Origin of the sequence: Rathayibacter sp. AY1D5, from assembly GCF_002932515.1 — a bacterium.
Classification (GTDB): Bacteria; Actinomycetota; Actinomycetes; order Actinomycetales; family Microbacteriaceae; genus Rathayibacter.
In genome coordinates, this window is the sequence record NZ_PSVU01000005.1 from 29,258 (window position 1) to 41,395 (window position 12,138).

Consider the following 12,138-nt stretch of genomic DNA (forward strand, 5'->3'; position numbering starts at 1 on the left):
CCGCAAGGCGGAGGAGGAAGCGATACCGGCGGTGTCGCGCCCGACGCTGTCGCCGCGAAGCCGGCGCCCCCCGGTCTGGAGAGGGCTGATCGTGCGTCGCGGCGTTCTCCGCAAGGCGGAGGAGGAAGCGATACCGGCGGTATCGCGCCCGACGACAACGCCGCGGAGAGCGCCGCGACGTGCGATCAGTGGCCGGACCAGGTCTCGACGTTGGCGACGCGGACCTCGATCTCCCGCCCGTTGGGTGCCGTGAAGCGGGCGGTGTCGCCGACGTTCAGGCCCATGATCGCCGATCCGAGGGGGCTCTGGGGGCTGTAGACGTCGAGGTCGCTCTCGCCCGCCATCTCGCGGTTGCCGAGGAGGAAGCGGGACTCGTCGCCGGCGATCTCGGCGGTGATGATGGTGCCGGCCTCGACGACTCCGTGGCTCTCGGGGGGCGTGCCGATCTCGGCTTCGCGGAGGAGGGAGGTCAGCTGGCGGATGCGGGCCTCGATCTTGCCCTGCTCGTCCTTCGCGGCGTGGTAGCCGCCGTTCTCCTTCAGGTCGCCCTCCTCGCGGGCGACCTCGATGCGCTTGGCGATCTCCTCGCGTCCGTTGGTGGACAGCTCGGTGAGCTCCGCCTCGAGGCGGTCGTACGACTCCTGGGTCATCCAGGTCACCTGTGACTGGTCGGCCATGGTGGGCTCCTGCTCTGCGGGCCGCGCTCGCGGCGCCCGACAGCACCGTGCGGAGGTGTCCGCGTCCGGCGGTGGGGACGGCCGGCGTCAGGCGGCGGTGGGAATGGCGAGGCCCCGACGAGTCCGTCAGGGCTTCGGGCAAGCCTACGGGAGCCAGCAGGAGGAGATCAAACCTGTGTTCGCGAGCTCGATGGTGCGGACGGTCTCCGTGTAGGAGCGGAAGCGCTCCGTCGAGGCGGGGTACTCCACGACCAGCCAGCCGACCACGGCGGACTGCTCGTTGAGGGCCTGGACCGCGCAGGCGACCTCGCGGCCGACGGGCGCGGTGAGGTCGAAGGAGACGGTGACGGTGCGGTCGTCGACGACCTGGTGCGCGGTGTCCTGGACGTCCACTCCGCCGCGTGCTCCGTCGAGTCCGGCCCAGACGACCCAGGCGGCGAAGACGGCGACGAAGGCGAGCGCGACGCCGCCGAAGAGCCAGCGGTTGCCGCGGCGGGTGCGCGTCGTGCGGCCGTAGCGGGTGGCGAGGGGTCCGGCGGCGCGGACCGCGTCCGGATCGAGTGCGGGCGCGGCGGCTCCCTCGACGCTCTCGGACGTGCGGGCGGCCACGGAACTCCCTGGGTGATGCGTCTACTCTGGACGGGTGGCGCGCGTCCTTCGCGGACAGGAGCGCCGATCCCATTAAACCCCGAGGAATCGAGCGATCGTGTCCCAGGCCGTCGAGGTCTCCGTCGATTCGGAGGTGCGGGACACTCCGCGCCTCCTCGCCGTGCACGCCCATCCTGACGACGAGTCGAGCAAGGGCGCGGCGACACTGGCCGCCTACGCCTCGCGGGGCGCCGAGGTCATGGTGGTCTCCTGCACCGGAGGCGAGGCCGGCTCCGTGCTGAACGAGGGCCTCGAGGCCCGCGCGCACGCCGAGCGCGACATCGGCGGCCTCCGCCGCTACGAGATGGCGGCCGCTCGCGAGGCGCTCGGCGTCGAGCACGCCTGGCTCGGCTTCGTCGACTCCGGCATGCCCGAGGACGGGAAGGTCGACGCCGCCTCGTTCGCGGGTCTGCCGCTCGCCACGGCCGCCGCTCCGCTCGTGCGCCTGGTCCGCCGGTTCCGGCCGCACGTGATCATCAGCTACGACGAGAACGGCGGCTACCCGCACCCCGACCACATCCGCGCCCACCAGGTCGCCGTCGAGGCCTACCGCGCGGCGGGCCTCGCCGAGGAGTACCGGGACACGGGCGCTCCGTGGTCGGTCTCGAAGCTGTACTACGACCGCGTCTTCAGCGGCCAGAAGCTGCGGGCGATCGCCGAGCACCTGCGCTCGATCGACCCGGAGGACCCGCGCCTGTCGGTCTTCGAGGAGATGAAGCGCTGGAACGAGGACACCCCGTACCTCGCGACCACGCGGGTCGTGATCTCCGGCTTCCACGATCGGCGCGATGCGGCCCTGCTGGCCCACGCCAGCCAGGTCGCTCCGGACAACGCCTTCTTCTTCCTCCCGCACGAGGCGATCGACGCCGCCTGGCCGACCGACGACTTCCAGCTCGTCGAGAGCCGGGTCGACGCGCCGACGCCCGAGACGGATCTCTTCGCCGGTCTCGACCTGGCCGAGCTCGCCCCGGGCCCGACCGCGGTCGTCCCGCCGATCGCTCCCGACCCCGAGCCCTCGGGGGACGCCCCGGTGTCCCCGGAGCCCGACGGCTCCGGCGTCGTCGTCGCCGACGAGGTGCGCGCGTGATCGCCGGGCTGCTCGAGGGCGCCCAGCGCGCCGTCGTCCTCGCCTCCACGACGGTGCCGACCCCGGGTCCCGAGTTCAACGAGGACACGGTCACGCCGGGCCTCTTCGGCTTCATCACGATGCTCGTGATCGCTCTGGCCGCCGTCCTCCTCGCGCTCGACATGGTCCGGCGCGTGCGGCGCACCACCTACACCGCCCAGGTGAAGGAGCGGCTCGACGCCGAGGAGGCGGAGCGCAACGAGGGCTGAGCCCGGCCCGCAGCGGTGGGCCCGGGCCCCGCTAGGCGTTGTAGGCGGGGTGGAGCGAGACGATCAGCGCCGCCGTCCAGTGGCAGAGGAACGCCACGGCCGTGAGCGCGTGGAAGATCTCGTGGAAGCCGAAGACGCCCGGGACCGGGTTGGGCTTCTTGATCCCGTAGATCACGGCTCCGGCGGAGTAGCAGAGCCCGCCGGCGAGGACGAGCACCATCATCGTCGCGCTGGCCTCGAAGAGCGGACCGAGGTACATCACGGCCGCCCAGCCCAGCAGCAGGTAGAGCGGCACGTAGAGCCAGCGCGGCGCGCCGATCCAGAAGACGCGGAAGCCGATCCCGAGCAGCGCCCCCGCCCAGACCAGGACCAGCAGGAGCGTGCCCTGCGCGGGCGGCAGGGCGAGCACGGCCAGCGGCGTGTAGGTGCCGGCGATCAGCAGGAAGATGTTGGCGTGGTCGATCCGCTTGAGGATCATCTTCGTCCGCGGCTTCCAGTCGAAGCGGTGGTACAGAGCGGAGTTGCCGAAGAGCAGGAGCGACGTGGTCGCGAACACCGCGGCCGCCCACTTCGCCGCGGTCCCCTCCGCGACCACGATCAGCACCACTCCGGCGACGATCGCGAGCGGGAAGAGGCCGGCGTGGATCCAGCCGCGCCAGGTGGGCCGGACCTCCGCCGAGGAGTCGTGCTCGATCGCGTCCTCGACGAGGGGGAGGGCGGGCAGGTCCGGGCGGTCCGCTCCGACGGCGTCTCCGCCGCGGTCGGTGCGGGCGCGGGGATCGGACGGGGGAGGCGTCGGCCGCTGGCTCATGCCGGACAGACTACGACGCCGTCCCGGGCCGACGCCGAGCGCCGCCGGGCTTCGAGGAGCGCCCCGGGTCGACTACCGTGTCACTGTGCCGAAGCCGAGACTGCCTGTGGGAAGGGACCTCCTCTACGGCGTCTACAAGAAGCGCCTCCGCTCGAGCCTTCCTCCCGACTCCCTGCCGAACCACGTCGCGATGATCATCGACGGCAACCGGCGCTGGGCGCGGCAGCGGGCCCTCGAGACCGCCGCGCACGGCCACCGGGCCGGCGCCGCCAAGGTGCACGAGTTCCTGCAGTGGTGCGACGAGCTCGGCGTGCGCCACGTCACCCTCTACCTGCTCTCGCAGGACAACCTCGTCGGCCGCGACAGCAGCGAGCTGACCGAGCTGATCGCGATCATCGCCGACCTCGCCGAGGAGGTCTCGCAGCAGCCCGACTGGCGCGTGCAGCACGTCGGCTCCGACGAGGGCCTCCCGCCCTCGCTCGTGGCCGCGCTCGACACGGCGGAGGCGCGCACCGCCTCTCACACGGGCCTGCACGTCAATCTCGCGGTCGGCTACGGCGGGCGGCACGAGATCGCCCAGGCCGTGCGGAGCATCCTGGAGGAGCACGGCAAGCGCGGCTCCTCCATCGAGGACGTCGCGGGCCTGCTGACCCCGGAGCTCATCGGCGAGCACCTGTACACCAGCGGGCAGCCCGACCCCGATCTGGTCATCCGCACCTCGGGGGAGCAGCGCCTCTCCGACTTCATGCTCTGGCAGAGCGCGCACAGCGAGTTCTACTTCATGGAGGCGCTCGGCCCCGACATCCGCGAGGTCGACTTCCTCCGCGCGCTCCGCGACTACGCCGGACGGCACCGCCGCTTCGGCAGCTGACCTCGCGGCTCCTGCCGCACCACCGACCGGAAGGGCCGGCATGAGCTCGAACGAGGCCACCTCCACCACGACCGAGGACTACCTCGCCGGCTTCGGCGAGGAGACCGGGTACCTCGACTTCGGCCGGGTGGGCCCGCTCTCGGCGACCGTCGCCGCCGAGCAGGAGGCGGCCGTCGAGCTGCTGGTGCGCGCGCGCAGCGGCACCCTCGACGAGCTGTTCCGGCAGGACGAGCGCGTCCGGGAGGCGGCGGCGGCGCTCGTGCGCGTCCCCAGCGACCGCGTCGTCTTCCAGCCCAACACCTCGACCGGCCTCCTGCACGCGCTGTTCGGCGCCTCGGGCGCGGTGCTGCTGTCGGCCGCGGAGTTCCCGAGCCTGCCGTTCGCGGCGGTGCGCTCGGCGCAGGCTCTCGGCTCGGTGGAGCCCCGCTGGCTGCGGACCGAGCAGGGACGGGTGACGCCGGAGGCGGTCCGCGAGCAGCTCACGGACGACGTGACGACCGTCGCGGTGAGCCTGGTCGACTCCCGCACCGGCTACCTCGCGGACGTCGCGGCGATCCGCGACGTGATCGGCGACCGGATGCTCGTCCTCGACGCGATCCAGGGCTTCGGCGTCGTCGACGCGCCCTACGAGCTGGCGGACGTGGTCGTCACCGGCGGCCAGAAGTGGCTCCGCGCCGGCTGGGGGACGGGCTTCCTCGCGCTCAGCGAGCGGGCGCTGTCGCGGCTGACCCCGGTGCTCTCCGGCTGGACGGGATCGGAGCAGGCGGAGCCGTGGGACGAGGTGGCTCCGCCGCGCGGCGACGCCCGCGCCTTCAGCATCAGCAACCCGGACCCGATCGCCCAGGCCCGGCTCGCGTCGGCGCTGGAGGAGGTCGCCGCGGTCGGGCAGTCGACGATCGCCGCGCTCGTGGCGGAGCGGGTCAGCGCGATCGTCGACCTCGCGGACGAGTTCGGGCTGGCGGTCGTGGGCTCCCGCGGCGAGCACGAGCGCGCCGGCATCGTGGTCGTCGAGCCGGAGCCGGAGGAACTGGCCCCGCTGGCGGCCTCCCTCGCCGCGCACGGCGTCACCGCGCGCCTGCGTCCGAGCACCGTCCGCTTCAGCGCGCACGCCGGCACCACCGACGCGACCCTCGCGCTGCTCCGCGCCGCCCTGATCTCGTCGGCCACGAGCATCGACTACTAGGCCGGATTCCGCGCGTTCACACACTGGTTACACATTCGTAGCGGTGAGAAGCACACGGATGTCATTCGCCGGGTTAGGTTCGAGTCATCAGGTACAGCGCCTGGTCGAGACGGTCACAGAAGTACGGCTCGACATCGCGCAGACGCCGAAGGGACGCTGCGCGGTGCACGACACGCACCGATGAGGCCGGCTCGAGGACATGAGCCGGGGGCTCCGGCCCCCGGAGTGTGGAGAGTCGTCGTGACAGTTCCCCAGGGCATGGATCCGCAGACCGGGACGCAGGGCGGCGTCCACCGCCGTGTCCAGCACGGCTCCTCGGATCCGGCCGATCAGCTCCTCCGCACCTACGTCCTGGACACCTCGGTGCTGCTGTCGGATCCCTCCTCGATGTTCCGGTTCGCGGAGCACGCCGTCGTGCTGCCGATCGTCGTCATCAGCGAGCTCGAGGGGAAGCGCAACGATCCCGAGATCGGCTACTTCGCCCGGCAGGCCCTGCGCCGCCTCGACGAGCTGCGCGTGCAGCACGAGCGCCTCGACTTCCCCATCGCCGTCGGCCGGGGCGGCACGCTCCGCGTCGAGCTCAACCACTCGAACATGTCGGTGCTGCCGAGCGGGCTCCAGATGGGCGACAACGACGCGAGGATCCTCGCCGTCGCGCTCAACCTGCAGAGCGAGGGCGCCGCGGTGACCGTCGTGTCCAAGGACATGCCGATGCGCGTGAAGGCCGCCTCCATCGGCCTCGCCGCGGAGGAGTACCTGGCCGAGCAGGCCCCCGAGTCCGGCTGGACCGGCATGGACGACGTGACGCTCGGCGGCGACGCGATGAGCGAGCTCTACGACCGCGAGCGGCTCTTCACGGACGTCGTGGCCGACATCCCGGTCAACACCGGACTCGTCGTCCACTCCGACCGCGGCTCCGCTCTCGCGAGGGTCACCGGCAAGCGGCAGATCACGCTGGTCCGCGGCGACAAGGACGTGTTCGGCCTGCACGGGCGGTCGGCGGAGCAGCGGCTCGCGATCGACCTGCTGCTCGACCCGGAGGTCGGCATCGTCTCGCTCGGCGGCCGGGCCGGCACCGGCAAGTCGGCGCTGGCGCTCTGCGCGGGCCTGGAGGCGGTGCTGGAGAAGCGCCAGCACAAGAAGATCATGGTCTTCCGGCCGCTCTACGCGGTGGGCGGCCAGGACCTCGGCTTCCTGCCCGGCGACGCGGCCGAGAAGATGAACCCCTGGGCGCAGGCGGTCTTCGACACGCTCGGAGCGCTGGTGTCGCAGAACGTGCTCGACGAGGTGATCGAGCGCGGGATGCTCGAGGTGCTGCCGCTCACGCACATCCGCGGGCGCTCGCTGCACGACGCGTTCGTGATCGTCGACGAGGCGCAGTCGCTGGAGCGGAACGTCCTGCTCACGGTGCTCTCGCGGGTCGGGCAGAACTCCCGGGTGGTGCTGACCCACGACGTGGCGCAGCGCGACAACCTCCGGGTCGGCCGGCACGACGGGGTCGCCTCCGTGATCGAGACGCTGAAGGGCCACCCGCTGTTCGCGCACGTCACGCTGACCCGCTCCGAGCGCTCGGCGATCGCCGCTCTGGTCACCGAGATGCTGGAATCGAACGAGCTCGCCTGACGGGCTCGCTGTGCGTCCGGTCCGTGGGATCCGAGGATCCCGGGCCGGGCGCGTCCCTGCACGGCACCGGGGCGTAGCGTGGACGGGTGAGCATCCTCGACGACGCGCTCCTCGAGCGCTTCCGCACCCGCGCGGCCGACTACGACGAGCGCAACGCGTTCTGCGCGGACGACCTGGAGGAGCTGCGCTCGATCGGCTACCTGGCGCTGCTCGTCCCCGAGGAGCTCGGCGGTGCCGGCCTCCTCCTGGAGCAGGCGGCCGCCGAGCAGACGCGCCTCGCGACCGCCGCGCCCGCGACCGCGCTCGCCGTCAACATGCACCTGGTCTGGACCGGGATCGCGCGGCTCCTGCTCGAGCGGGGCGACGACTCCCTCCGCTCGGTCCTCGTCGACGCCGCGGCGGGTCACGTCTTCGCCTTCGGCAACAGCGAGGCGGGCAACGACCTGGTGCTCTCGGATTCGCTGACGCGGGCGGAGCCGCTCGGGGACGGCGGCTACCGCTTCACCGGCACGAAGGTCTTCACCTCCCTCGCGCCCGCCTGGACGCGGCTCGGCGTGTTCGGCCGCGACGACAGCGGGACGGAGCCGCGGCTCGTGCACGGCTTCGTGCACCGTGAGAGCCCGGAGTCTGCGGTCGCCGGGCTCGAGGTCCGCGACGACTGGGACACGCTCGGCATGCGGGCGACCCAGAGCCGCACGACGGTGCTCGACGGCGTCGTCGTCCCGGCCGGGCGGATGATCCGCTCGCTGCCCGTCGGACCGACCGCCGACCCCTTCGTCTTCGCCGTCTTCGCGGCCTTCGAGCTGCTGATCTCCTCGGTCTACCTCGGTGTCGCGCAGCGCGCGCTCGAGCTCGCCGTCGCCTCCGTCCGCCGACGGACCTCCCTCCGGGCGGGAGGGCGGCCACTGGCGGAGGACCCCGAGGTGCGGCACCGGGTGGCTGAGACCGGGATGCTGCTCGACGGGCTCGAGGCGCCCCTGCGCTCGGCGGCGGCCGACGTGGACGCGCTCGTCGACCGGGGCGCGCGCTGGTTCCCGTCGCTGGTGGGGGTGAAGATCCGCACCACGGAGGGAGCGCTCCGCGTGGTCGAGAGCGCCGTCCGGATCGCGGGCGGGTCGGCGTACCAGCGCAGGTCGGAGCTCGGCCGCCTCTACCGCGACGTGCTCGCCGGGCAGTTCCACCCCTCCGACGACGCGTCGGCTCACGGCGCCTGGGCGTCGCTCCTGCTGGGACCGCTGCCTCCGCGCGACTGAGGCCGGGGAGGGACCCGCCGCCGCCCGAGCACGCCGGCGGGCCGCCCTGTGGAGAACTCCGACGCCCCGAGGGCGGTGCCCCCTAGTCTCGGCGGATGCTCCGCGGATCTCTGCTCGACCGGGCCGCCCTGCTCCTCGGCGCCCTGGCGCTCCTCCTGATCGGGGGCCCGCACCTCGGTCGGGCGCCCGGCCTCGTCCCGGTGGCGCTCGCGAGCGTGCCGCTGGTGCTGGCGGACGTGCGCGGGCGCCGGCTCCCGAACGCGGTCACGCTCCCGCTGCTGGCGGTCGGAGCCGTCCTCGCGCCCACGGAGGGGACGCTTGTCGCCGTCCTCGCGACGGTGCTGTGCCTGGGCGTGCTGCGTGCGGCGGGCGGGCTGGGCCTCGGCGACGTGAAGCTCCAGGCGGCCCTCGCACCGCCGCTCGCGGCTCTCGGACCCGAGCAGGTCGTCGCCGCGCCCGCTGTCGGCTTCGCGGTGGCAGGGCTGTGGGTGCTCGTGCTGCGCGTCCGCGGACGGGTCGCGTTCGGACCGTTCCTGCTCGCGGGGTTCTGGCTGGTGCTCTGATGGCCCGCCTCCGCGCCGAGCGCAGGGACGGGCCGTCGGAGGGCCGGGCTCAGCCGGGGTGGGTCATCGACATGACGTCGAGGGCGCTGTCGAGCTGCTCCTCCGTCACCTCGCCGCGCTCGACGAAGCCGAGGTCGACGACCGACTCTCGGACGGTGATCCCCTTGGCGACCGAGTTCTTCGCGACCTTGGCGGCGGCCTCGTAGCCGATCACCTTGTTGAGCGGCGTGACGATCGAGGGGGAGGACTCGGCGAGGGCGCGGGCGTGCTCGACGTCGGCCTCGAGGCCGTCGACGGTCTTGTCGGCGAGCAGCACGGCGGAGTTCGCGAGCAGGCGGATCGACTCCAGCAGCGCCGTCCCCATGACGGGGATCGCGACGTTGAGCTCGAAGGCGCCCGAGGCGCCCGCCCAGGCGATGGTGGCGTCGTTGCCGATCACGCGCGCGCAGACCATGAGGACGGCCTCCGGGATCACCGGGTTCACCTTGCCGGGCATGATCGAGGATCCGGGCTGGAGGTCGGGGATCCGCAGCTCTCCGAGGCCGGTGTTGGGGCCGGAGCCCATCCAGCGGAGGTCGTTGTTGATCTTGGTCAGGCTCACCGCGAGCACGCGCAGCGCTCCGGAGGCCTCGACCAGCGAGTCCCGCGCGCCCTGGGCCTCGAAGTGGTTGCGGGCCTCGGTGACGGGCAGGCCCGTCTCCTCCGCGAGGCGCGCGATGACCTTCTGCGGGAATCCGGCGGGGGTGTTGATCCCGGTGCCGACCGCGGTGCCGCCGAGCGGGACCTCGGCGACGCGGGGGAGCGCCGACTGCACGCGCTCGATGCCGAGGCGGATCTGCGCGGCGTAGCCGCCGAACTCCTGGCCGAGCGTGACCGGGGTGGCGTCCATCAGGTGGGTGCGGCCGGCCTTGACGACCTCGGCCCACTGCTCCGCCTTGACCTCGAGCGACTCGGCGAGCTGCTCGAGCGAGGGGATCAGCGACTCGATGAGCGCGCCGGTGACGGCGACGTGGACCGAGGTGGGGAACACGTCGTTGGAGGACTGCGAGGCGTTGACGTGGTCGTTCGGGTGCACGGTGCGGCCGAGGGCCGTGGTCGCCAGCGAGCCCAGCACCTCGTTCATGTTCATGTTCGAGGACGTGCCCGAGCCGGTCTGGTAGACGTCGATCGGGAAGTGCGCGTCGTAGCCGCCCTCGACGACGAGGTCGGCCGCGTCGGCGATCGCCCTGGCGATGTCGGCGTCGAGCACGCCCAGCTCGGCGTTGGCCAGCGCCGCCGCCTTCTTGATGCGGGCGAGGGCCGCGATCTGGGCAGGCTCGAGGCCCGCACCGGAGATCGGGAAGTTCTCGACCGCCCGCTGGGTCTGCGCGGCGTAGAGGGCGTCGCGGGGGACCCGCACCTCGCCCATCGTGTCGTGCTCGATGCGGAAGTCGCCTGAGTCGTCGGTCGGGGAGTGATCCACCACGCTGTGTTCGTCCTTGTCTGATCGGTTGGTGCTGTGCTGTCCGGAGCCGCTCACGCGGGATCCGATCCCACCGCGCTCGGAGCGGCGGCGGAGGAGGCCGAGCCGGAGTCGCGCTCCAGCTCGGAGACGTAGGGGCTGAGCTCGGGCGGATCGATGCCGAGCACGACATCGGACATCACGGTGCCGTCCGAGAGCCGGTAGTTGGCGCCGACGAGGGCGAGCCGCCCGGTCGCGACAGCGTCGGCGATCAGCGGGGAGCGCTGGAGCAGCTCGGCGACCGTGTCGCGCAGGTGCTCGCGGCCGACGGCCAGCGCGTCGGTCGCCGACGGGTCGACGAGCACGCGGCCGTCCGGCTGAGCACCCACGAGGCGGCGCACCGCGGGGATGATCGGCTCGATCAGGTGCTCGATGTGCGGGGGGAGCCGCTCGGCGCCGGGCGCCTGCGACTGGATCGCTGCCCGGACCGCTCCGCACTCGTCGTGGCCGAGCACGAGCAGCACCTTCACGCCGAGAACGGCGACGCCGTACTCCAGCGAGCCGATGATGGAGTCGGCGATCACCTGGCCGGCGTTGCGGACGACGAAGAGGTCGCCGAGCCCCAGGTCGAAGATGATCTCGGCCGCGAGGCGGGAGTCGCTGCAGCCGAAGAGCGCGGCGAGCGGGGCCTGAGCGGCGGCGAGCTCGGCGCGGCGCTCGACGTCCTGGCGGGGGTGGCGGGGCTCGCCGGCGACGAAGCGCTGGTTGCCGCGGAGCATCTCCTTCCAGACCCACGCCGGCGGGCGGGACTCGCGGGGGACGGTGCTGCTGGTTCCGAGGCTCATCGGGACTCCTCCTGGCCGATCTGCGGGGTGATGGCGTCCACGACCAGGCGGATCTCGTCCGTCGGGGCCGTGCCGTAGACGAGGTAGGTGCTGGAGCCCTCCGTCGTCTCGAGTGCGTAGGGCGTGTTGCCGGTGTCGTCGCCGGAGTCGCGGTGGTCGTAGACGGTCCAGTCGCGGCCGTCGATCGTCTCGACGCCGGTCGCCGCCCGGCGGTCGAGCTGCGTCGCGACCCAGGCCGCGTCCGCGTCGAGCCCCTGGCTCAGGCCGATGTAGCCCGCCTTCGGGGTGATCAGGCCGACGTACCAGTAGTCGGTGCCGTTCTCGCGGCGGAGCTCGGCCGCGTTGGCCTTCCAGCCGTCGGGCAGGGAGGGCACGGCGAGCGTCTGCTCCTCGCCCAGCTGGACCTGTGCGGCGACGCGGGGGACGTCGACCGAGGAGAGCTCCACGGTGTCGCCGCGGGGGACGAGCAGGACGATGAGCGCTACGGCGCCGACGGTCGCGAGCAGCGAGAAGACGAGGTTGTTGACCGTCTTGCGCTGACGGTAGAGCCGGGAGTTCTCGGCCTTGCGTGCGGCCGTTTCGGCCGCCGTCTCCGGGCGCCCGAGCTCGGCGACGACCCGCGCGGGCTTCGCGCGGCTCATCCGGCGGCCGCCCCTCCGGAGCGGGCCGCGTCCAGCCGGGCGCGTGCTCCGATCAGCCACTCCTCGCAGCGGGCGGCGAGGGCCTCGCCGCGCTCCCACAGGGCGAGCGAGCGCTCGAGGGTGGAGCTGCCCTGCTCGAGCTCGGACACGACGCGGACGAGCTCGTCGCGCGCCTGCTCGTAGGAGAATCCCGAGACGTCGGAGTCGGTCGCCGAGGCGTCGGGGGAGTCGGGCATGGGTCTGATCC

14 protein-coding genes are annotated in these 12,138 nt (G+C 72.8%); 7 read left to right on the top strand and 7 right to left on the bottom strand.

The window, feature by feature from the left end:
* Positions 1-185: 185 nt before the first annotated feature.
* Both greA and C5C82_RS02505 read right to left on the bottom strand, forming a co-directional pair.
* Positions 186-677 carry a transcription elongation factor GreA gene (gene greA, locus C5C82_RS02500; protein ID WP_104225519.1) on the bottom strand — a complete coding sequence of 164 codons (492 nt, stop codon included), beginning with the start codon at positions 675-677 and terminating at the stop codon, positions 186-188.
* Between the two features lie 144 nt (positions 678-821).
* Positions 822-1,286, bottom strand: a complete 465-nt coding sequence (locus C5C82_RS02505) for a DUF4307 domain-containing protein (RefSeq protein WP_104354562.1) — start codon at positions 1,284-1,286, stop codon at positions 822-824.
* Between the two features lie 97 nt (positions 1,287-1,383).
* Between C5C82_RS02505 and mca the strand changes: the two genes are divergently transcribed.
* Positions 1,384-2,412: a mycothiol conjugate amidase Mca gene (gene mca, locus C5C82_RS02510; protein WP_258063623.1), complete on the top strand. Its 1,029-nt coding sequence runs from the start codon at positions 1,384-1,386 to the stop codon at positions 2,410-2,412.
* Positions 2,409-2,660, top strand: coding sequence for a hypothetical protein (locus C5C82_RS02515; RefSeq protein WP_258063166.1), 252 nt, complete (start codon positions 2,409-2,411; stop codon positions 2,658-2,660). Before mca ends, C5C82_RS02515 begins: the two co-directional genes overlap by 4 nt.
* A gap of 31 nt (positions 2,661-2,691) precedes the next feature.
* On the opposite strand, the gene C5C82_RS02520 is transcribed toward C5C82_RS02515, so the two are convergent.
* Positions 2,692-3,471: a hemolysin III family protein gene (locus tag C5C82_RS02520; protein WP_104354563.1), complete on the bottom strand. Its 780-nt coding sequence runs from the start codon at positions 3,469-3,471 to the stop codon at positions 2,692-2,694.
* A 106-nt stretch (positions 3,472-3,577) separates the two neighbouring features.
* Between C5C82_RS02520 and C5C82_RS02525 the strand changes: the two genes are divergently transcribed.
* The 5 genes from C5C82_RS02525 to C5C82_RS02545 all read left to right on the top strand — a co-directional run bounded on the left by C5C82_RS02525 (position 3,578) and on the right by C5C82_RS02545 (position 8,964).
* Positions 3,578-4,342 (top strand): isoprenyl transferase, encoded by a 765-nt coding sequence (locus tag C5C82_RS02525; RefSeq protein ID WP_279630826.1) that lies wholly within the window; start codon positions 3,578-3,580, stop codon positions 4,340-4,342.
* A gap of 40 nt (positions 4,343-4,382) precedes the next feature.
* Positions 4,383-5,525, top strand: a complete 1,143-nt coding sequence (locus tag C5C82_RS02530; protein ID WP_104232765.1) for an aminotransferase class V-fold PLP-dependent enzyme — start codon at positions 4,383-4,385, stop codon at positions 5,523-5,525.
* 258 nt (positions 5,526-5,783) lie between these two features.
* A complete protein-coding gene (locus tag C5C82_RS02535) occupies positions 5,784-7,148 on the top strand; it encodes a PhoH family protein (RefSeq protein WP_104224423.1) in 1,365 nt (454 codons plus the stop codon).
* An 86-nt stretch (positions 7,149-7,234) separates the two neighbouring features.
* On the top strand, positions 7,235-8,401 hold the full coding sequence (locus tag C5C82_RS02540) for an acyl-CoA dehydrogenase family protein (RefSeq protein WP_104354564.1): 1,167 nt from the start codon (positions 7,235-7,237) through the stop codon (positions 8,399-8,401).
* A gap of 95 nt (positions 8,402-8,496) precedes the next feature.
* Positions 8,497-8,964 (top strand): prepilin peptidase, encoded by a 468-nt coding sequence (locus C5C82_RS02545; RefSeq protein ID WP_104354565.1) that lies wholly within the window; start codon positions 8,497-8,499, stop codon positions 8,962-8,964.
* A gap of 49 nt (positions 8,965-9,013) precedes the next feature.
* Here C5C82_RS02545 and C5C82_RS02550 read toward each other — a convergent pair whose 3' ends face one another.
* From C5C82_RS02550 to C5C82_RS02565, 4 genes are read right to left on the bottom strand one after another with little or no spacing between them, the layout of a single operon-like run.
* Positions 9,014-10,429 (bottom strand): aspartate ammonia-lyase, encoded by a 1,416-nt coding sequence (locus C5C82_RS02550; protein ID WP_104232762.1) that lies wholly within the window; start codon positions 10,427-10,429, stop codon positions 9,014-9,016.
* 50 nt (positions 10,430-10,479) lie between these two features.
* Entirely contained in the window at positions 10,480-11,250 is a 771-nt protein-coding gene (locus C5C82_RS02555) for a carbonic anhydrase (protein ID WP_208543312.1), read from the bottom strand.
* Positions 11,247-11,891 carry a DUF4245 domain-containing protein gene (locus C5C82_RS02560; RefSeq protein WP_104232761.1) on the bottom strand — a complete coding sequence of 215 codons (645 nt, stop codon included), beginning with the start codon at positions 11,889-11,891 and terminating at the stop codon, positions 11,247-11,249. Before C5C82_RS02560 ends, C5C82_RS02555 begins: the two co-directional genes overlap by 4 nt.
* On the bottom strand, positions 11,888-12,127 hold the full coding sequence (locus C5C82_RS02565; RefSeq protein WP_104354566.1) for an exodeoxyribonuclease VII small subunit: 240 nt from the start codon (positions 12,125-12,127) through the stop codon (positions 11,888-11,890). The genes C5C82_RS02560 and C5C82_RS02565 overlap by 4 nt, the downstream gene beginning before the upstream one ends.
* Between the last annotated feature and the right edge of the window lie 11 nt (positions 12,128-12,138).